At 72.2% G+C, this 19,778-nt stretch carries 17 protein-coding genes and 3 tRNA genes; 17 read left to right on the top strand and 3 right to left on the bottom strand.

The genetic code is table 11. The annotated features are described in order from the left end of the window. Positions 1–9: 9 nt before the first annotated feature. From recF to ACZ5GH_RS18640, 11 genes are all read left to right on the top strand, one after another. The gene (recF, locus tag ACZ5GH_RS18590) at positions 10–1,143 is read left to right on the top strand and encodes a DNA replication/repair protein RecF (protein ID WP_387760625.1); all 1,134 of its coding nucleotides are present in this window, start codon (positions 10–12) and stop codon (positions 1,141–1,143) included. Positions 1,144–1,262: 119 nt separating this feature from the next. Further along, positions 1,263–1,802 carry a DciA family protein gene (locus ACZ5GH_RS18595; protein ID WP_387760626.1) on the top strand — a complete coding sequence of 180 codons (540 nt, stop codon included), beginning with the start codon at positions 1,263–1,265 and terminating at the stop codon, positions 1,800–1,802. A 268-nt stretch (positions 1,803–2,070) separates the two neighbouring features. Next, complete coding sequence (gene gyrB / locus ACZ5GH_RS18600; protein WP_387760627.1) at positions 2,071–4,086, top strand: DNA topoisomerase (ATP-hydrolyzing) subunit B; 2,016 nt, start codon at positions 2,071–2,073, stop codon at positions 4,084–4,086. Between the two features lie 131 nt (positions 4,087–4,217). Beyond that, positions 4,218–6,755 (top strand): DNA gyrase subunit A, encoded by a 2,538-nt coding sequence (gyrA, locus tag ACZ5GH_RS18605; RefSeq protein ID WP_387760651.1) that lies wholly within the window; start codon positions 4,218–4,220, stop codon positions 6,753–6,755. Positions 6,756–6,905: 150 nt separating this feature from the next. Further along, positions 6,906–7,661, top strand: a complete 756-nt coding sequence (locus tag ACZ5GH_RS18610; protein WP_387760628.1) for a DUF3566 domain-containing protein — start codon at positions 6,906–6,908, stop codon at positions 7,659–7,661. A 261-nt stretch (positions 7,662–7,922) separates the two neighbouring features. Beyond that, a complete protein-coding gene (locus ACZ5GH_RS18615) occupies positions 7,923–9,317 on the top strand; it encodes a class I SAM-dependent methyltransferase (RefSeq protein ID WP_464334796.1) in 1,395 nt (464 codons plus the stop codon). A 16-nt stretch (positions 9,318–9,333) separates the two neighbouring features. Next, positions 9,334–9,410: transfer RNA gene (locus ACZ5GH_RS18620), tRNA-Ile, on the top strand. 102 nt (positions 9,411–9,512) lie between these two features. After that, positions 9,513–9,586 (top strand) — tRNA-Ile (locus tag ACZ5GH_RS18625). Positions 9,587–9,775: 189 nt separating this feature from the next. Continuing rightward, positions 9,776–10,108, top strand: coding sequence for a DUF6191 domain-containing protein (locus ACZ5GH_RS18630; RefSeq protein WP_387760630.1), 333 nt, complete (start codon positions 9,776–9,778; stop codon positions 10,106–10,108). A 259-nt stretch (positions 10,109–10,367) separates the two neighbouring features. After that, entirely contained in the window at positions 10,368–10,496 is a 129-nt protein-coding gene (locus ACZ5GH_RS18635; RefSeq protein ID WP_014137031.1) for a DLW-39 family protein, read from the top strand. Positions 10,497–10,682: 186 nt separating this feature from the next. Further along, positions 10,683–10,755 (top strand) — tRNA-Ala (locus tag ACZ5GH_RS18640). An 81-nt stretch (positions 10,756–10,836) separates the two neighbouring features. Here the strand turns inward: ACZ5GH_RS18640 and ACZ5GH_RS18645 are convergent. Continuing rightward, positions 10,837–11,574, bottom strand: coding sequence for a DUF5324 family protein (locus tag ACZ5GH_RS18645; protein ID WP_464334797.1), 738 nt, complete (start codon positions 11,572–11,574; stop codon positions 10,837–10,839). A gap of 338 nt (positions 11,575–11,912) precedes the next feature. Here ACZ5GH_RS18645 and ACZ5GH_RS18650 point away from each other — a divergent pair, with 338 nt between their 5' ends. Next, on the top strand, positions 11,913–12,806 hold the full coding sequence (locus ACZ5GH_RS18650; protein ID WP_464334798.1) for a rhomboid family intramembrane serine protease: 894 nt from the start codon (positions 11,913–11,915) through the stop codon (positions 12,804–12,806). Between the two features lie 345 nt (positions 12,807–13,151). Here ACZ5GH_RS18650 and crgA read toward each other — a convergent pair whose 3' ends face one another. Beyond that, positions 13,152–13,400 carry a cell division protein CrgA gene (gene crgA, locus ACZ5GH_RS18655; RefSeq protein WP_049656797.1) on the bottom strand — a complete coding sequence of 83 codons (249 nt, stop codon included), beginning with the start codon at positions 13,398–13,400 and terminating at the stop codon, positions 13,152–13,154. A 167-nt stretch (positions 13,401–13,567) separates the two neighbouring features. On the opposite strand from crgA, the gene ACZ5GH_RS18660 reads away from it, so the two are divergent. The 5 genes from ACZ5GH_RS18660 (at position 13,568) to ACZ5GH_RS18680 (ending at position 17,318) form a co-directional block, all read left to right on the top strand. Beyond that, positions 13,568–14,332, top strand: a complete 765-nt coding sequence (locus ACZ5GH_RS18660; protein WP_387760633.1) for a DUF881 domain-containing protein — start codon at positions 13,568–13,570, stop codon at positions 14,330–14,332. A gap of 69 nt (positions 14,333–14,401) precedes the next feature. Further along, the gene (locus ACZ5GH_RS18665) at positions 14,402–14,581 is read left to right on the top strand and encodes a hypothetical protein (protein WP_387760634.1); all 180 of its coding nucleotides are present in this window, start codon (positions 14,402–14,404) and stop codon (positions 14,579–14,581) included. A 55-nt stretch (positions 14,582–14,636) separates the two neighbouring features. After that, on the top strand, positions 14,637–15,302 hold the full coding sequence (locus ACZ5GH_RS18670; protein WP_387760635.1) for an aminodeoxychorismate/anthranilate synthase component II: 666 nt from the start codon (positions 14,637–14,639) through the stop codon (positions 15,300–15,302). 5 nt (positions 15,303–15,307) lie between these two features. Further along, a complete protein-coding gene (locus tag ACZ5GH_RS18675; RefSeq protein ID WP_464334799.1) occupies positions 15,308–16,411 on the top strand; it encodes a class E sortase in 1,104 nt (367 codons plus the stop codon). A gap of 28 nt (positions 16,412–16,439) precedes the next feature. Continuing rightward, a complete protein-coding gene (locus ACZ5GH_RS18680; RefSeq protein WP_464334800.1) occupies positions 16,440–17,318 on the top strand; it encodes a class E sortase in 879 nt (292 codons plus the stop codon). A 136-nt stretch (positions 17,319–17,454) separates the two neighbouring features. Here ACZ5GH_RS18680 and pknB read toward each other — a convergent pair whose 3' ends face one another. Continuing rightward, positions 17,455–19,578, bottom strand: coding sequence for a Stk1 family PASTA domain-containing Ser/Thr kinase (pknB, locus tag ACZ5GH_RS18685; protein WP_464334801.1), 2,124 nt, complete (start codon positions 19,576–19,578; stop codon positions 17,455–17,457). Positions 19,579–19,778: the final 200 nt, after the last annotated feature.

A 19,778-nucleotide genomic window follows, 5' to 3' on the forward strand; every position in this document is an offset into this window, starting at 1 on the left:
TCCACAGCCATGCACGTCGCGCATCTGTCGCTCGCCGACTTCCGGTCGTACGCCCGGGCCGAGGTTCCCCTCGACCCGGGCGTGACGGCGTTCGTGGGGCCCAACGGCCAGGGCAAGACCAACCTGGTCGAGGCGATCGGCTACGTCGCCACCCTGGGCAGCCACCGGGTCGCCACCGACGCCCCGCTGATCCGGCTGGGCGCCGAGCGGGCCGTGGTCCGCACCTCGGTGGTGGACCGCGGCCGCTCCACCCTGGTCGAGCTGGAGCTCACCCCGGGCAAGGCCAACCGGGCCCGGATCAACCGCTCCGACAACGTCCGCCCGCGCGACGTGCTGGGCCTGCTGCGCACCGTGCTGTTCGCCCCCGAGGACCTCAGCCTGGTCAAGGGCGACCCGGGTGAGCGGCGGCGCTTCCTGGACGAGCTGCTGACCGCCCGGGCACCCCGGCTGGCCGGGGTCCGGCAGGACTACGAGCGGGTGCTCAAGCAGCGCAACGCCCTGCTGAAGACCGCCGCGATGGCCCGCCGGGCCGGCGGCGGCAAGGGCGCCGACCTCTCCACCCTGGAGGTCTGGGACGGCCATCTGGCGCGCGCCGGAGCCGAGTTGACGGCCTTCCGGATCCAGCTGGTGGCCGCCCTGCAGCCGCTGGTGGCGGCCGCGTACGGGCAGCTGGCCCCTGGTGGCGGCGAGACCGCCCTGGAGTACCGCAGCTCCTTCGAGGGCGAGCTGCCGACCAGCCGCGAGCAGGCCGAGGAGCAGCTGCTGAACGCGCTGCAGGCGGTCCGCAAGCAGGAGGTCGATCGCGGCGTCACCCTGGTCGGCCCGCACCGCGACGAGCTGGTGCTCAAGCTCGGCCCGCTGCCCGCCAAGGGCTACGCCAGCCACGGCGAGTCCTGGTCGTTCGCGCTGGCGCTGCGGCTGGCCTCGTACGAGCTGCTGCGCGCCGACGGCGGCGAACCGGTGCTGATCCTGGACGACGTGTTCGCCGAGCTGGACGCCGCCCGCCGGGACCGGCTGGCCGAGCTGGTGGCCGGCGGCGAGCAGGTGCTGGTGACCGCGGCGGTCGCCGAGGACGTGCCGAAGGCGCTGGCCGGAGCCCGGTTCTCGGTCTCCGACGGCGTGGTGCGCCGGACCGACGTCTGACCCCCTCCTTACTTCCTCCCGCCGGGGCCGGTCGCACCGCACCCGGCCGTCCGCCGTCCGCGCCCTCCCGTACGCTGGATCGCTCAGCGTTGTCCACAGGCTGGGGAAAGGAGATCGCCGTGAGCGAGCCGGCGGAGAACTCCCCCCAGCCCGGTGCCCCCGCGCCGACCGGCGCCGACCTCGCCCGCTCCGCGCTGCGGGCGGCCCGGGCCCAGGCCCGCCAGCGCGGCGAGCAGGTCCGGGAGAAGCGCGAGGCGAAGCGGCACGGCCTGCGCAGCGGCGCCCGCTCGGACGGCCGCGACCCCGTCCCGCTGGGAGCGGCGCTCAACCGGCTGCTGACCGAGCGCGGCTGGGAGTCCTCGGCCGCGGTCGGCGGGGTGATGGGCCGCTGGCCGCAGATCGTCGGCCCGGACATCGCCGCGCACTGCCACCCCTCTTCCTACGACGAGGCCGCCGCGGTGCTCACCGTGCAGTGCGACTCCACCGCCTGGGCCACCCAACTGCGCTGGCTGGCGCGGCAGTTGGTGGCACGTCTGAACCACGAGCTGGGGCACGGGACGGTCCGGACCATCAAGGTGCTCGGCCCGGCGGCGCCCGCCCGCGGCTACGGCCGGCTGCGCGCCCCGGGGAGCAAGGGGCCGGGCGACACCTGGGGCTGACCGGGACGCCGGACCGCCGCCGGAGGCGCGGATCGGATGGCGATCTTCCGGAACCCCTGACAGCCCTTCCAGGCGCCCTGGGCCCCCGGGTCGAGTATCGGGACATGTGCAGAGGGGATTCAGGGCGGCGTATCTGCCCTCAAGGGCTGCCAAACGCCCATCTCTGTCAGTCGTACCGGTAGACTGAAAGCCAAACACTGTTGCTAGTGGCAACCGAGTCGAAACGCTGTGGTCGCACGCCCGCCCGCCCGGGGTGGGCATGCGGCCCGTGCTGTGCCAGAGAGGGCGCTTCGTGGCCGATTCCGGCAACCCCAGCCAGACCCCAGACCAGTCCGACCAGGCTTCCTACACCGGTAGCAACATCCAGGTGCTGGAAGGCCTCGACGCCGTCCGCAAGCGCCCCGGCATGTACATCGGTTCGACGGGCGAGCGCGGCCTGCACCACCTGGTGCAGGAGGTCGTGGACAACTCCGTCGACGAGGCGATGGCCGGGTACGCCGACACCATCGACGTCACGATCCTGGCGGACGGAGCGATCCGCTGCGTCGACAACGGCCGAGGCATCCCGGTGGACATCGTCCCCGGCCAGGACAAGCCGGCCGTCGAGGTCGTGCTCACCGTCCTGCACGCCGGCGGCAAGTTCGGCGGCGGCGGCTACGCCGTCTCCGGTGGTCTGCACGGCGTCGGCGTCTCCGTGGTGAACGCGCTGTCCACCAGGCTCTCCGTGGAGATCCACAAGGACGGCCACATCTGGACGCAGGACTACAAGATGGGCGCCCCGACGGCCGCCCTGGTGAAGGGCGCGGAGACCGACCGCACCGGCACCACGGTGACCTTCTGGGCCGACCCGGACATCTTCGAGACCACCGTCTACTCCTTCGAGACGCTCTCCCGGCGCTTCCAGGAGATGGCCTTCCTCAACAAGGGCCTGTCCATCTCGCTGACCGACGAGCGCCCCGAGCACGTCGACGAGGAGGGCAAGCCGCTCACCGTCACGTACAAGTACGACGGCGGCATCGCGGACTTCGTCGCCCACCTCAACTCCCGCAAGGGCGAGGTCATCCACCCCTCGGTGATCGACTTCGAGGCGGAGGACAAGGACAAGGCGATCTCGGTGGAGATCGCGATGCAGTGGAACTCCTCCTACACCGAGGGGGTCTACAGCTTCGCCAACACCATCCACACCCACGGCGGCGGCACCCACGAGGAGGGCTTCCGCGCCGCGTTGACCGGCCTGGTCAACCGCTACGCGCGGGACAAGAAGCTGCTCCGCGAGAAGGACGACAACCTCTCCGGCGAGGACATCCGCGAGGGTCTGACCGCGATCATCTCGGTCAAGCTCGGCGAGCCGCAGTTCGAGGGCCAGACCAAGGACAAGCTCGGCAACACCGAGGCCAAGACCTTCGTCCAGAAGGTCGTCCACGAGCAGCTCAACGACTGGCTGGACCGCAACCCCAACGAGGCCGCGGACATCATCCGCAAGTCCATCCAGGCCGCCACCGCGCGCGTCGCCGCCCGCAAGGCCCGCGACCTGACCCGCCGCAAGGGCCTGCTGGAGTCCGCCTCGCTGCCGGGCAAGCTCTCGGACTGCCAGTCCAAGGACCCGTCCGAGTGCGAGATCTTCATCGTCGAGGGTGACTCCGCCGGCGGCTCCGCCAAGCAGGGCCGCGACCCGCGCACCCAGGCCATCCTGCCGATCCGCGGCAAGATCCTGAACGTCGAGAAGGCCCGGATCGACAAGGTCCTCCAGAACACCGAGGTCCAGGCGCTCATCTCGGCCTTCGGCTGCGGCATCCAGGAGGACTACGACGAGTCCAAGCTGCGGTACCACAAGATCGTCCTGATGGCCGACGCCGACGTCGACGGACAGCACATCCGCACCCTGCTGCTCACCCTGCTGTTCCGCTTCATGCGGCCGCTGGTCGAGTCCGGGTACGTCTACCTCGCCATGCCCCCGCTGTACAAGATCAAGTGGGGCAAGGACGACTTCGAGTACGCCTACTCCGACCGCGAGCGCGACGCGCTGATCGCCGCCGGGGTCGAGGCCGGGCGCCGACTGCCCAAGGACGACGCGATCCAGCGCTTCAAGGGTCTCGGCGAGATGAACGCCGAGGAGCTCCGGGTCACCACCATGGACGCCGAGCACCGCCTGCTGCTGCAGGTCACCCTGGAGGACGCCGCCCGTGCCGACGAGCTGTTCTCCGTGCTGATGGGCGAGGACGTCGAGGCCCGCCGCTCCTTCATCCAGCGCAACGCCAAGGACGTCCGCTTCCTGGACGTGTGACGCCTGCACCCCAGGCCCCGCACGTTCCAGTCCGCGTGAAAGGAAACTGACCACCAGTGGTCGACGACAACCGTCCCGAAGGCGACCAGCCCGAGACCCCCGAGGCCGCCGAGGCCACCGCCCAGGCGACGATGCGGATCGAGCCGGTCGAGCTCGAGACCGAGATGCAGCGCTCGTACCTCGACTACGCGATGAGCGTGATCGTCAGCCGTGCGCTGCCCGAGGTCCGCGACGGCCTCAAGCCGGTGCACCGCCGCGTGCTCTACGCGATGTACGACGGCGGGTACCGCCCCGAGAAGGGCTACTACAAGTGCGCCCGCGTCGTCGGCGACGTCATGGGCAACTACCACCCGCACGGCGACACCTCGATCTACGACACCGTGGTCCGCCTGGCCCAGCCGTGGTCGCTGCGGATGCCGCTGGTGGACGGCAACGGCAACTTCGGCTCCCCGGGCAACGACCCGGCGGCGGCCATGCGCTACACCGAGTGCAAGCTGATGCCGCTGGCCATGGAGATGATGCGCGACATCGACGAGGAGACCGTCGACTTCGCGCCCAACTACGACGGCCGCTCCCAGGAGCCGACCGTCCTGCCGGCCCGCTTCCCCAACCTGCTGGTCAACGGCGCCACCGGCATCGCGGTCGGCATGGCCACCAACATCCCGCCGCACAACCTCCGCGAGGTCGCCTCCGGCGCGCTCTGGTACCTGGAGAACCCGGAGGCCTCCGCCGAGGAGCTGCTGGACGCCCTGATCGAGCGGATCAAGGGCCCCGACTTCCCCACCGGTGCGCTGATCGTCGGCCGCCGCGGCATCGACGACTACTACCGCACCGGCCGCGGCTCGGTCACCATGCGCGCCGTCGTCGAGGTCGAGGAGATCCAGGGCCGCCAGTGCCTGGTGATCACCGAGCTGCCGTTCCAGGTCAACCCGGACAACCTCGCGCTGAAGATCGCCGACCTGGTCAAGGACGGCAAGATCGCCGGCATCGCCGACGTCCGCGACGAGTCCTCGTCGCGCACCGGCACCCGCCTGGTCGTGGTGCTCAAGCGCGACGCGGTCGCCAAGGTCGTGCTCAACAACCTGTACAAGCACACCGAGCTGCAGACCAACTTCGGCGCCAACATGCTGGCCCTGGTCGACGGCGTGCCGCGCACCCTGTCGCTGGACTCCTTCATCCGGCACTGGGTCAACCACCAGGTCGAGGTCATCGTCCGGCGCACCACCTTCCGCCTGCGCAAGGCCGAGGAGCGCGCCCACATCCTGCGCGCCCTGCTCAAGGCCCTGGACCTGATCGACGAGGTCATCGCACTGATCCGGGCCTCGGCCAGTGCCGACGCCGCCCGCACCGGCCTGATGGGCCTGCTCGACATCGACGAGCTCCAGGCCAACGCCATCCTGGAGATGCAGCTGCGCCGCCTGGCCGCCCTGGAGCGCCAGCGGATCATGGACGAGCACGACGAGCTCCAGCGCAAGATCGACGAGTACAACGCGATCCTGGCCTCGCCGACCCGCCAGCGGGAGATCATCTCCGAGGAGCTCACCGCGCTCGTCGAGAAGTACGGGGACGACCGGCGCTCCACGCTGATCCCGTCCGACGGCGACCTCTCCATCGAGGACCTCATCGCCGAGGAGGACATCGTCGTCACGATCACCCGTGGCGGCTACGTCAAGCGGACCCGCTCCGACCTCTACCGCTCGCAGAAGCGCGGCGGCAAGGGCGTGCGCGGCGCCCAGCTGAAGCAGGACGACATCGTCGACCACTTCTTCGTGACGACGACCCACAACTGGATCCTGTTCTTCACCAACAAGGGCCGGGTCTACCGCGCCAAGGGCTACGAGCTGCCGGACGCCGGGCGCGACGCCCGCGGCCAGCACGTCGCCAACCTGCTGGCCTTCCAGCCGGACGAGCACATCGCCCAGGTGATGGCCGTCCGCACGTACGAGGACAAGCCGTACCTGGTCCTCGCCACCCGGGCCGGCCTGGTGAAGAAGTCCCCGCTGAAGGACTACGACTCCCCGCGCTCCGGCGGCCTGATCGCGATCAACCTGCGCCAGGACGAGGAGGGCCGGGACGACGAGCTGATCGGCGCCGAGCTGGTCTCCCCGGAGGACGACCTGCTGCTGGTCTCCAAGAAGGCCCAGTCGATCCGGTTCACCGCGACCGACGACGCCCTGCGCTCCACCGGCCGCGCCACCTCCGGCGTCAAGGGCATGGCCTTCCGCGAGGACGACGAGCTGCTCTCGATGAACGTCGTCCGTCCGGGCACGTACGTCTTCACCGCCACGGACGGCGGGTACGCCAAGCGAACCGGTGTGGACGAGTACCGTGTGCAGGGACGCGGCGGCTACGGCACCAAGGCGGCGAAGATCGTCGAGGGCCGGGGTTCGCTGGTCGGCGCGCTCGTGGTCGACGAATCCGACGAGATCATGGCGATCACCCTCTCGGGTGGGGTGATCCGCACGAGGGTTTCCGAGGTTCGTGAAACCGGACGTGACACCATGGGCGTCCAACTGATCAACCTCGGAAAGCGCGACGCGGTCGTGGGCATGGCCCGCAACGCGGAGGCCGAGGACGAGGAGACGGCGGAGGACGAGGTGGCGGGTACCGAGTCCACCGAGACGGCCGAGGGTGCGGCGACGGTGGTCGACGGAGACGTCGAGGCCTGAGCCGAACCGCAGACCGGTGCCGCCGCGTTCCGACCGAAGGACGCGGCGGCTCCGGGCGCCGACCAGTTCCGGGCAATCCCGCCGGGCGCTGGATGACGAGTGACAGGCAGGGCGGCGCCGCCGTCCTGGTGGGAAGTGCGGGAGGACCAGGTGAGTGGAGCCACGGGTGCTGCGGGAGGAACCTCCGGCGGCCGTCCGGGCGCGCAGGGCGGGGGTTCGTACGGTGTGCCGCAGCCGCCGAACGAGCACTCGGCCGCGTCCACCTCGCTGATGCCACCGGCCGGCGGAGCGGGCCAGAGCGGTGCGACCTACGGCGGGCAGCCGCCCGTGCCGCCGAGCAGCCCGGCCCCCGGCTCGGGCGGCTTCTCGCAGCCGACCACGTACGCCAAGGGGCAGCCGACCCCGGCCCGGGGCACCCGGACCGGCGGCAACACCCCGCCCGGCGGGACCCCGGTCGGCGGCGCCCCGGCCGCCGGGGCGGCGCGCCGCCCCGCGCCGGCCCCGGCCGCGGTGGCCGGCGGCCCCGGACTCGGCCGGACCCGCAAGGCCCGGCTGCGGGTGACCAAGGTCGACCCGTGGTCCGTGATGAAGGTCAGCTTCCTGCTGTCGCTGGCCGTCGGCATCATCATCATCGTGGCCGCGGCCGTGCTGTGGATGACGCTGGACTCGCTCGGCGTCTTCGACTCGCTGACCAAGACCCTCAAGGACGTCACCGGCTCGGACAGCAGCGGCGGCCTCAACCTGATGGACTACGTCGGCTTCGGCAAGGTGATGACCTTCACCACGCTGATCGCCGTGGTCGACGTCGTCCTGCTGACCGCCCTGTCCACGCTCTCCGCGTTCATCTACAACGCGGCGGCCGGCTTCACCGGCGGCGTCGAGCTCACCCTGGCCGAGGAGGACTGATCCCGGCCGGATCCTGACCCTCGGTCAGCTTCCCGTCCGCGGACGGAATGTGCGGGCCCCACCGGCTGTTGCAGCCGGTGGGGCCCGTCGGCATTTCGGGTGACAGCCGGCCGCCCGCGGCGCGCCGCCCGGAAACCGGGCGGCCGCGGTGGGCTTAGCTGGGTGCCGCCCGTCCCGCGCCTGGGAGTGCCGCAGGCCGCCCCCGGTCCGCCCGACCGGGTCAGCTGAGGTTTCCGCAGGACGACTGGACGGAGGCGCGCGGTGGCGAAGCTCGCAGGTCAACTGGTCGAGGCCCTGGAAGGGCTGTTGGGGGTCCCGGTACCGCTGCGGGTGCAGGCCTGGGACGGCAGCGTCGCCGGGCCGCCGGGCGCGCCCACCCTGGTCCTGCGCAACCGCCGGGCGCTGCGCCGGCTGATCTGGCAGCCGGACGAGCTGGGCCTGGCCCGGGCCTACGTCGCGGGGGACCTCGAACTCGCCCCCGGCACCGACCTGTACGAGACGCTCTCCGCCGTCGCCCGCTTCGCCGAGCGGCCGGACATCCGCGCCCTGGCCCTCGGGCCGCGCGACGCGCTCGGCCCCAAGGGCCGCCGGGTGCTCGCCGCCGCGGTGCGGGCCGGAGCGGTCGGCCTCGAACCCGAACCGCCGCGCGAGGAGGTCCGCAGGGCCGCCGGGCGGCTGCACAGCCGCAGCCGGGACCGCGCGGCCATCAGCCACCACTACGACGTCGGGAACGACTTCTACCGGCTCGTGCTGGGCTCCTCGATGGTCTACTCGTGCGCCTACTGGACGCCGGAGGCGAAGAGCCTGGAGGCCGCCCAGGAGGCCAAGCTCGACCTCATCTGCCGCAAGCTCGGCCTGCGCCCCGGGATGCGCCTGCTGGACGTCGGCTGCGGCTGGGGATCACTGCTGCTGCACGCCGCGAAGCACTACGGCGTCACCGCGGTCGGCGTCTCCATCTCCCGGGAGCAGGTCGCGCTGGCCCGCGCCCGGGTCGAGGAGGCCGGGCTGTCCGACCGGGTCGAGATCCGGCTCCAGGACTACCGGGAGATCGCCGACGGGCCCTTCGACGCGATCTCCAGCGTCGGCATGGCCGAGCACGTCGGCTCCGAGCAGTACCGGGTGTACGCCGAGGGCCTGTACCGGCTGCTGGTGCCCGGCGGCCGGCTGCTCAACCACCAGATCGCCCGCCGCCCCGACCTCCCCGGCGAGCAGCACCGCACCAGCCCCTTCATCGACCGCTACGTCTTCCCGGACGGCGAGCTCTCCCCGGTCGGTTCCACCGTGGCCCGGCTGGAGGAGGCCGGCTTCGAGGTCCGGGACGTCGAGTCGCTGCGCGAGCACTACGGGCTGACCCTGCGCGAGTGGGTGGCCAACCTGGAGGCGCACTGGACGGAGGCGGTCCGGCTGGTCGGCCGCGGCCGGGCCCGGGTCTGGCGGCTGTACATGGCGGCCTCCGCGCTGGCCTTCGAGCAGAACCGGATCGGGATCAACCAGGTGCTCGCCGTCCGCAGCACCGAGGAGGGCGCGGCGGGCCTCCCGCCGACCCGCGAGGAGTGGCTGCTGCGCCCCGCCACGGGTGCGGCGCGGCTGGTCGCGGGGGGCGCCGCCGCGGCCCCGGGGGATCCGGATTTGGGAGAACGGCCGTCGGTCCGCTAATCTTTCAGTGCGGCAAGGGCCTATAGCTCAGACGGTTAGAGCGCTTCCCTGATAAGGAAGAGGCCACAGGTTCAAGTCCTGTTAGGCCCACCACCGCGAAGGGCCCGGAGTGATCCACTCCGGGCCCTTCGACACGTCCTGGGATCGGACGGGGCCGCGGGCCGGCCGGAATCCGGTACGATCTCTTCTCGGTGAGGGCCTATAGCTCAGACGGTTAGAGCGCTTCCCTGATAAGGAAGAGGCCACAGGTTCAAGTCCTGTTAGGCCCACCTCCCCGAAGGGCCCGGAGTGATCCACTCCGGGCCCTTCGGCGTTTCCCGCTCCGTTTCCCGCCACGCTTCCGGCGTGTCTCCCGGCGTGTCTCCCTCCGCCGGGCCGGGAACCGGCCGCCGGTCCCGGCTGTTCTCCGGGGAGAGGCGGTGGAGGGTTGGTGACACGGCATGGCGATGTTGTGGGCGATGAGCATCCCCGGACTGGTCTGCGCCCTGGTGGTGCTGGCGGCGCTCGATCAGCTGGCACTGCGGGCGGGCCGCGCCCGGTGGGTGCCCTGGCGGGGGACCGGGCGGGAGGGGCAGATCTCGGCCACCGGGTTCGAACAGCTGCACGCGCAGTTCGCCGCGGGCAAGCAGCACGAGCTCGACGAACGCGGCAGCACCCTGATGCTGCGGGACGAGGAGGGCGAGGGGGCGCCGCCCCGGACCAGCGTGGACCTGGCGGGCGGCAGGGCCGTGGTGGTGGTGCCGGGCAGCCCGGCGGACGGACCCGTGGACGGCCCGGCGGGCCGCGCCTGACCGGGTGGCGGCCGGGGCGGTCCGGGGCCGGCCGGACCGCCCGCCAGGAGGTGCGGCGTCAATCCTGGGACCGGACCGCCGGGTTGGCCGCACCGGTGGCTGGTCACGATTGGGACACCGGTGTGTATCATCGGCCGCAAGGGCAGTCTGGCACCCGGCCGCCCTTTCGCGAGCGAAACACAACTGGACTCGTCGGCCCGGTCAGTCCGGCCGGATCCGGCTCTTGAGTCCACCAACGCAAGAAGGACGAGGTCCCGCGGTGAAGAAGCTTCTCCTGGTCGCCCTGGTCGCCCTCGGCGGCTTCTTTGTCTACCGTCAGGTCCAGGCGGACCGCGCCGAGCAGGACCTGTGGACCGAGGCCACCGACCCGGTCCCGGCCGGTCGCTGAGCACCCGGCGATCTGACGACCGACGAACTCCGGAGGCGCCCGTCGGCGCCTCGCGGGCCGGCCGGCCCGGTCGACGCACCGGACCGGCCGACCCTCTGGAACGGCACTGCCGCAGGGGGACGGCGCTGGGAATCGCGCCGGAAACCGGTACGCTAGTGCCCGTTGGCACGCGCGCGGTGCCGTCGAGGGGCATTAGCTCAGTTGGTAGAGCGCTGCCTTTGCAAGGCAGATGTCAGGAGTTCGAGTCTCCTATGCTCCACAGTTCACAGCAGTAACCGACCGGCCGCCGCCCTGGAATCCAGGGCGGCGGCCGATCGGCGTTTCCGGGGGCGCCGTGCGGTCAGCGCGACTGCGGTCCGTCCTCGGGGGCCGGGCCGCCGTTCTCGGCGGACGGGACGCCGTCCGTGGACTCGCCGGGGAAGTCCGGGCCGGAGCCGTTCACCGGGGCGGAGGCGGCGTGCGCACCGGCCGGCCGGGGCTCCTGCGGGGCGGGGGGCTCGACCAGCCACTCCGGGTTGCTGTGCCGGCGCCACCACTGCCAGGCCACGATGCCGCCGCCGATCGCCAGCAGGCCGGCCACGGCGAGGCCGGTGGCGGTCCGGTTGCAGTGCGCCTTCCGGGCGTTCCGGGCGGCCAGCTCGCTGATCTCGGCCGAGCTGACGTTGCCCTGGAGGGCGGTCAGCGCGGCCGCGCCGCGGGCCTGGGCCTCCTGGGCGACCGGGCCGACGGTCGCGCGGGCCTCCTCGACCGCCTGGGCGACCCTGGGACCCACGGTGGCCCGGGCCTGGTCTGCGGCCCGGGTGGCGGACAGGCGGGCCGCCAGGGCGGCCTCCTGGGCCCGGTGGAGGGCCTTCAGGGCATTCTGCTGGGCGTCCGGCGGCAGGCTGGCGAAGGCGTGGCCGAACTGCGGGGCTAGGTGCCGGTCGTACTGGCTGCGGAGGTTGTGGGCGGCCAGCGCGGCCTTCGGACCGAAGGCGTCCAAGGCGGGGCCGAGGCGCTGCTTGGCGCCGTCCGCGACCTGTGCGGCGGTGTCCCGGGTCCTGGTGGCTGTTTCTCGGGCCGAATCCGAAAAGCTCACGAGTCTCTCCTCCTGGGTGGCGTCCTTTATGCACATATCCACCTGAATGCTGATCATGCCTCCTGATTTGTCCGAAGGCACTTCGGATGGGCCGTACGCGGGGCCCCTGCGGGGCGGGCAGGGGGCGGCGGGGAGAGGGGGGCGGGGGCGGCACACCGGGTGGGCCGTACGCGGGGCCCCTGCGGGGCGGGCAGGGGGCGGGGGCGGCACACCGGGCGGGCCGTACGAGCGGGGGCGTAGGGGCGGACCGGGTGGCTGTGGGGGAGTAGGTCCGGGAGCGGGGGTGCGGCAGTAGGCTGGCGGTTTCGGAGGTCGTGTACGGGAAGGGGACCCCGCTGATGCTCCCGGACGAGCCGCAGTCGTCGGCCGATCGGTCCCCGGAGGCCGGGCCGCCCGGCTGCTACCGGCACCCGCAGACCCCCACCGGGGTCTCCTGCACCCGCTGCGAGCGGCCGATCTGCCCCCGCTGCATGGTGGCCGCCTCGGTGGGCTTCCAGTGCCCGGAGTGCGTCGGCGACGGCCACGCCGGGTCGCGGCAGGCGACCACCCGGTTCGGCGGCGCCCTGGCCGCCGACGGCGGGCTGGTCACCCGGGTGCTGATCGGGGTCAACGTCGTGGTCTGGGTGCTGGCGGCCTACGTGCTCGCCCCGCGGCTGGGCCAGACCTGGTCGCTGTTCAGCGCCGGGCGGGACATCCTCGGCGGCCCGGCGGGCATCGCCGACGGCCCGGGCCAGTGGTACCGGCTGCTGACCGCCGCCTTCCTCCACCTGGAGTGGTGGCACGTCGGGATGAACATGCTGGTGCTGTTCTGGCTCGGCCCGCCGCTGGAGGAGGCGCTCGGCCGGCTGCGCTTCCTGGCCCTCTACCTGGTCTCCGCCCTGGGCGGCAGCACCTTCGCCTTCGTGGTGGCCGGCGACTGGATGAACTCGGTGGGCGCCTCGGGGGCGGTCTTCGGGCTGATCGGCGCCACGATCGTGCTGCAGCTGCGCAACCGTGGCCCGCTCGGCCCGGCGATGGCGTTCCTGGTCTTCAACCTGATCGTCACCTTCTCCCGCCCCGGCATCGACTGGCGGGCGCACGTCGGCGGCCTGCTGCTCGGCTCGCTGACCGCGGCCGGCCTGATGTACGCCCCGCGCGAGCGCCGCGGCCCGGTGCAGGCGCTGGCGGTGGCCGGCGCGGTGGCGGTCGAGGCGGGGATGCTGCTGGCCGGGATGGCCCTCTACGGGAGCTGACGGGCCCGCCCCCTCGGACGTTTGTCCACAGCGGGTGCGGGGTTGTGCACAGCCTGTGCGTCCACGCGGTTGTGGACTGCTGTTCTACGCGTGTCCTGCTGTGCGGTTTCCCGATTCCCGGGGAGTTGTGCACAGCTGTGGACGGCCGCACCCGGAAAGGTTATCCACAGGCTGGGGAGACTTTTCCCCAGTGTGGATAACCATGTGGATAAGCGGGTGGTCGGATGGTGGGATAACCGGCCGGATCCCTACCCGGCTCCGGACACGCCTGACCGCCGCCCCGGGACGAGCGATCCGGAGCGGCGGAAGAACGGCTCGGAGCCGAGCCTCAGGACGGGCGGGCCGTCACTTCCACTGGGTGGAGACGCCGAACCCCGCGGCGATGAAGCCGAAGCCGACCAGGATGTTCCAGTTGCGCCAGCTCTCGACCGGGTAGGTGCCGCTGGTCACGTAGTAGGTGACGATCCACACCAGGCCGATCAGGAACAGTGCCAGCATCAGCGGGGCGACCCAACCACGGCCCGAGCTGATCTTCACCGCGGCCGTGGTCGGCGGGGTGTAGTCGGACTTCTTGCGGAGTCGAGACTTCGGCACGAGGAGCTCTCCTGTCGATGCGCTGTGAGACCGCGCGGGGTGCAACGGGTGGAATCGGCCGGGCCGGCCGTGGAGAACGTCCTGGGGACCGCTCCGCCACATGCCACCGGCGTCCGTTAGCGTAGTGGCTCTGCGGGTCTTGAGGAGATAAGGGTACGGTGACTAATTTGTCGATTCCCCCCGAGCCGGCCCGTATCCGCCGCTCCGGCACCCGAATTGTCGGCCGTGCCCTGACCTGCGCCGTCTTCGCGCTCGCCGGTCTGCTCTTCTACATCAGCGCGCAGACCGCCCGCGGCACCGACCTGCGGACCGACAACTCGCTGCTGAGCCTCGGCGACGTGGTCCGCCAGCGCAGCGCGCAGAACCAGCAGGCGCAGTCCCAGCTCGCCGACCTCCAGGCCCGCGCCCAGCAGCTCACCGAGCAGCAGGGCCACGACCCCGCCGACGCCGTGCGGCTGGACGGCCTGCGCACCGGCGCCGCGCTGGAGCCGCTCCAGGGCGGCGGCCTGACCGTCACCCTCAACGACGCCCCGCCGAACGCCACCGCGCGCATCCCCGGGGTGCCCGAGCCCGGCGTCAACGACCTGGTGATCCACCAGCAGGACATCCAGGCCGTGGTCAACGCGCTGTGGCGGGGCGGCGCCGAGGGCGTGCAGGTGATGGACCAGCGGCTGATCTCCACCAGCGCCGTCCGCTGCGTCGGCAACACCCTGCTGCTCCAGGGCCGGGTCTACTCCCCGCCGTACGTGGTCAAGGCGGTCGGGCGGACCGACGCCCTGCGCTCCGCCGTCGAGGCGGACCCGACGATCCGCAACTACCTCCAGTACGTCCAGGCGTACGGGCTGGGCTGGAAGGTCCAGGAGAGTGGCGAGCTGACCCTGCCCGGCTACTCCGGCACCACCGAACTGCGGTCGGCGGGCGGGCAGCAGTAGCGGACCTGCCCCGCGGCCGTGGACGGCGGGTCTACTCTTTAACCCAGTCCGCTGCGTCGAGGGAGCACCATGTACGGCTGGATCTGGCGTCACCTCCCGGGGAACACCCTGGTCCGGTCCGTCATCTCGCTGCTCCTCGTCCTGGGGATCGTCTACCTCCTCTTCACCTACGTCTTCCCGTGGGCGGAACCGCTGCTCCCCTTCGGCGACGTCACAGTGGACGGCGGCGACGGCGCCGCGACCGGCTGAGCCGGCGGGCCCGGCACTCCCTTCCAGCACCGCATCCCACGGAGACCACGCGCGCATGACGACCCGGCCGACGACCCCGCCCCGCATCCTGGTGGTGGACAACTACGACAGCTTCGTCTTCAACCTGGTCCAGTACCTGTACCAGCTCGGCGCCACCTGCGAGGTGGTGCGCAACGACGAGGTGACCGTCGAGCACGCCGTCCGCCGCTCCGGCGCGGAGGGCTTCGACGGGGTGCTGCTCTCCCCCGGGCCCGGCGCCCCGGAGGAGGCCGGGGTCTGCATCGAGATGGTGCACCACTGCGCCCGGATCGGGCTGCCGGTGTTCGGCGTCTGCCTGGGCCTCCAGTCGATCGCGGCCGCGTACGGCGCGGTGGTCGGCCGGGCGCCCGAGCTGCTGCACGGCAAGACCTCGCCGGTCGAGCACGAGGACGGCGGGGTCTTCGAGGGCCTGCCCTCGCCGCTGACCGCGACCCGCTACCACTCGCTCGCGGTCGAACCGGCCACCGTGCCGGCCGAGCTGGTGGTCACCGCACGCACCGCGAGCGGCGTGATCATGGGCCTGAGGCACCGTGAACTGCCGGTCGAGGGCGTGCAGTTCCACCCCGAGTCGGTGCTCACCGAGGGCGGTCACCGGATGCTCGCCAACTGGCTCGCGGAGTGCGGCTTCCCGCAGGCGGTCGACCGGTCGGCCGGGCTCGCCCCGGTGATCGGCCGGGGCTGACCGGCGTGACCGCGCTGCGTCCGGAGGGGCGCTTCCAGCCGGAGGCGGACCGGTACGGCACCGTGCAGCAGTACGGCGGGCCCGGGTACCAGGGCCGGGACGAGGGCACCGGCGGAGCGCCGTACCAGCAGGGCTACCCGGCGCAGACCGCGCCCGAGGACGCCTGGGGCGTGTACGAGCAGGCCCAGGAGCCCATCGTGGACGGGCCCGAGTACCCCTGGCTGCCCGACCAGACCCTCCAGCTGCGACTGCCCGCCGACCTCGGCGGGCCGGCCGCCGAACCGGCGCCGACCGGCGGCCGGGCCGAGCGCCGCCGCGCCGCCCAGGGCCGCACCTCGCTGCGCTCCGGCAGCGGCCGGCGCCGGGCGGGCGGCCGGGCCGCCGGACGGGTGCGCCCCAAGGAGTCCCTGCTGGTGGTGGCCGCCAGGGGCGTCGGCGAGCTGTGCATCTCACTCGGCGTGGTGATGCTGCTCTTCGTCGCGTACCAGCTCTGGTGGACCAACGTGCAGGCCGACGCGGCCGCCGACGGCGCCCGCAACCAGCTGGAGCAGCAGTTCGACGCGGTCGCGCCGCCCGTCCAGCCGGGACAGCCCGGGCCGCCGGCCCCGGACCCGAACAAGCCCGAGGTGTTCGAGCCCAACAAGGGCTTCGCCATCATCCACCTGCCCAAGCTGGGGCTGAAGTTCCCGATCGCCGAGGGCACCTCCAAGTCGGCGGTGCTCGACAAGGGCCTGGTCGGCCACTACGCCGGCACCGGGATGCCGGGCGACAAGGCGGGCAACTTCGCGCTGGCCGCCCACCGCAACACCCACGGCGAGCCGTTCCGGTACATCAACCAGCTCGGCAAGGGCGACAAGATCGTGGTGGAGACGGCCACCGGCTACTACACCTACGAGGTCACCGGAAGCATCCCGGAGACCTCCCCCAACAACGTGAGCGTGATCAAGCCGGTACCTAACGGCGCCGGGTACGCCGGTCCCGGCCGCTACATCACGCTGACGACCTGTACCCCGGAATTCACCTCGAAGTTCCGTCTCATCGTCTTTGGCAAGATGATCGAGGAACGGCCGCGTGCCCAGGGCAAGCCGGCCGCGATCACGGGCGGGTAGCCGCCCGGCCCGGAGGGGGAGCACGCAGATGCAGGACGAGACCGCGCAGTCGGCCGCACCGGCGCGGGAGGCCTCTTTGCCGCCGGAGCGGACGGCCGGGCGGGGACGGAGCGGGGCGCTGGCCGCGCTCGGGGTCTTCGGCGAGCTGCTGATCACCCTGGGCCTGGTGCTCGGCCTGTTCGTGGCCTACTCGCTGTGGTGGACCAACGTCCAGGCGGACCGCTCCGCCTCGGCCGCCGCCGACCGGCTGCGCAGCAGCTGGGCCGCGGGCCCGGCCCCCGGCTCCCCGGCCGCGCCCGGCGCCGCCCCGTCCCCCGGCGCGTCCGGAACCCCCGGTGCTCCCGGTGCTCCCGGAACCGGAACCGCCGGTGCGTCCGGTGCCTCCGGCGCCGCGCCCGCGCCCGGGCAGTTCGCGGTGGGGGCCGACGTGGGCTTCCTGCACGTCCCGGCGATGGGCCGGAACAACCAGGTGCTGATCCGGATGGGCACCTCCGCCGAGGTGCTGGACGACGGCGTGGCGGGCGTCTACGAGCAGCCGTACCGGGCCGCCATGCCCTGGGACCAGGAGGGCAACTTCGCGCTGGCCGCCCACCGGGACGGCCACGGTGCGAAGTTCCACGACCTGGACGCCGTCCGCAAGGGCGACGCGGTCGTGGTGGAGACCAAGGACAAGTGGTATGTCTACAAGGTCGACAGCACCCTGGCGGAGACGTCCAAGTACGACACCGGCATCGTGGCGCCCGTCCCGGCCCGCTCCGGCTACGCCGGCCCCGGCCGCTACATCACCCTGACCACCTGCACGCCGGTGTACACCTCGCGCTACCGGATGGCCGTCTGGGGCAGCCTGGTGCGGGTGGACGACATGGACGCCGAGCGCACCCCGCCGCCGGAGCTGCGGCACTCCTGAAGCCGCCGTACGGCCCCCCGACGGGGCCGGGGTACGGAAATGCCCGAGGGCCCGCCGCTGGTGTCGCGGCGGGCCCTCGGGCGTGCTCCGGACTGCTTCTCCTCCGGCTCAGTCGAACCAGGGGAATATCGGAGGCTTAGTGGTCCCCTTTGGGGGGCGTGGTGGTGGGGTCGCCCCCTTTGGTCGGCTCGGCCGCCTTGGTGTAGAGCTGGATCTGGGTGTTCGGGTCGACCATGGTGCCGGCCGGCGGGTTGGTCTGCTGGACGGTCGCGTTCGGGTCCGGCGGACCGCTGGCCACCGTGTAGCCCAGGCCGGCCTTCGACAGCGTGCTGATGGCGTCCGACAGCTTGACGTTCGCCAGCGGCGGGACCTGGACCTTGTCCGGCGCCTTGTAGACGGTCAGCGTGATCTTGGTGTTGGCCGGCGCCTTGGTGTTGGCCGGGACCGACTGCGAGGCGACCGTGTTGACCTTGCTCGGGTCGGGGGCCGCCACGGTCTTCGTGGCGTCCACCTGGAAGCCGAGGCCCTGGAGGGTGGTCTGCGCGTCCTCCTTCTGGGAGCCGACCACGTTCGGGACGTTCACCTTGGCCTTGCCCTGCGACACGGTCAGCTTGATCGCGGTGCTCGGGTCGACGGCCGCGTTGGCCGCCGGGTCCTGGCCGGTGACGGTTTCCTGCGGGGCGTTGTCGTCGTCCTTGTACTCGGTGGTGACGTTGGCGAAGCCGGCGTCCGCGAGCAGCTTGACGGCCTGGTCCTTGGTCTTGCCGGTCACGCCGGGGACCGGCGCCTTGGCCGGGCCGGAGGAGACCTGCACCGTGATGGTGGCGTTCTCGGCGACCTGCAGGCCCGCCCCCGGGTTCTGGGTGCAGACCTGGTCCTTCTTGACGTTGGCGTCCGGGCAGGCGACCTTCTCGCCCTCGGCCACCACGAGCTTCGAACCGGCCGCGGCGGCGGCCGTCTTGGCCTCGGCCAGGGTCTTGCCGACCAGGTTCGGCGCGGTGACCTTCGCGGCGTCCTTGCCGCCCTTGTCGCCGAACATCGCCTGGGCGACGAAGAAGGTGCCCACCAGGACCAGCACGGCGGCCACCGCCAGCACGATCCACGAGGTGTTGCTCTTCTTCGGCTGGTCCTCGCCCCGTCGGCCGCCGCCGCGGCCGTAGCCGTCGTCGTAGCCGTCGTTGCCGCCGCCCGCGGCGCCGGCGTAGGTCTGGCCGTAGCCGTCGTCCTGGTAGCCGCCCTGCTGCCCGTAACCGGGCTGCCCGGGGGCCTGCGGCAGGACGGTGGTCGGGCCGCCGCCGGGCTGCTGCGGCAGCACGTTGGTCTGGCCGTACGGGTCGTGCTGCTGCGGGTAGCCGTTCTGGTCGTAGCCGTAGCCGGCCGCGCCCATGCCGTACGCGGCCTGCTGGGCGGCGGCCACCGGCAGGCCGTCGAGGAAGCGCTCGATGTCGTCGCGCATCTCGTCGGCGCTCTGGTAACGGTAGTCGCGCTCCTTGGCGAGCGCCTTCAGCACGATGGCGTCGATCTCGGGGCGCACCTCGGGGTCGAAGACCGACGGCGGCTGCGGCTCCTCCCGGACGTGCTGGTAGGCCACCGCGACCGGCGAGTCGCCGACGAACGGCGGGCGGACGGTCAGCAGCTCGTAGAGCAGGCAGCCGGTGGAGTAGAGGTCGGAGCGGGCGTCGACCTGCTCGCCCTTGGCCTGCTCCGGGGAGAGGTACTGGGCGGTGCCGATGACGGCCGAGGTCTGCGTCATGGTCATCCCGGCGTCACCCATCGCACGGGCGATGCCGAAGTCCATGACCTTGACGTTGCCCTGCCGGGTCAGCATCACGTTGGCCGGCTTGATGTCGCGGTGCACGATGCCGGCCCGGTGCGAGTACTCCAGGGCCTGGAGGATGCCGATGGTCATCTCCAGCGCGCGCTCGGGCAGCAGCCGGCGGCCGGAGTGCAGCAGCTCGCGCAGCGTGGACCCCTCGACGTACTCCATCACGATGTACGGGATGGAGATGCCGTCGATGTAGTCCTCGCCCGTGTCGTACACGGCGACGATCGCGGGGTGGTTCAGGGACGCCGCCGACTGTGCCTCGCGGCGGAAGCGGGCCTGGAACGACGGATCCCGGGCCATGTCGGCCCGGAGCGTCTTCACTGCGACGGAGCGGCCGAGTCGGGTGTCATGGGCGAGGTACACCTCGGCCATGCCGCCGCGCCCGAGGACGCCGCCGAGCTCGTACCTGCCGCCGAGGCGACGAGGCTCTTCCATAGATCCGACCCTCTCCCTCACCCGCCGGTGAGGTTGTGACGTAGGCGTCCCCGCACGCTCTGGGTGACGCCGCGCGGTCCGCGACCGGTTCTCCGGCCGGGCCGTGCGGTGCCTCGCGGGCGGCAACGGGCACACCCGCTGCTGGCGGATACGCTACCGGTCGTACCGCATCGGGCCGGAGTCAGCCGTCGGCCGATATC

This window comes from Kitasatospora sp. Xyl93 (assembly GCF_055383135.1).

Excerpts from the sequence above, each read along its gene's own strand:
- recF (WP_387760625.1), top strand. The coding sequence starts at position 10 with ATGCACGTCGCGCATCTGTCGCTCGCCGACTTCCGGTCGTACGCCCGG.
- gyrA (WP_387760651.1), top strand. The coding sequence starts at position 4,218 with ATGCGGATCGAGCCGGTCGAGCTCGAGACCGAGATGCAGCGCTCGTAC.
- ACZ5GH_RS18630 (WP_387760630.1), top strand. The coding sequence starts at position 9,776 with ATGAGCATCCCCGGACTGGTCTGCGCCCTGGTGGTGCTGGCGGCGCTC.
- ACZ5GH_RS18650 (WP_464334798.1), top strand. The coding sequence starts at position 11,913 with ATGCTCCCGGACGAGCCGCAGTCGTCGGCCGATCGGTCCCCGGAGGCC.
- ACZ5GH_RS18665 (WP_387760634.1), top strand. The coding sequence starts at position 14,402 with ATGTACGGCTGGATCTGGCGTCACCTCCCGGGGAACACCCTGGTCCGG.
- ACZ5GH_RS18670 (WP_387760635.1), top strand. The coding sequence starts at position 14,637 with ATGACGACCCGGCCGACGACCCCGCCCCGCATCCTGGTGGTGGACAAC.
- ACZ5GH_RS18680 (WP_464334800.1), top strand. The coding sequence starts at position 16,440 with ATGCAGGACGAGACCGCGCAGTCGGCCGCACCGGCGCGGGAGGCCTCT.
- pknB (WP_464334801.1), bottom strand. The coding sequence starts at position 19,578 with ATGGAAGAGCCTCGTCGCCTCGGCGGCAGGTACGAGCTCGGCGGCGTC.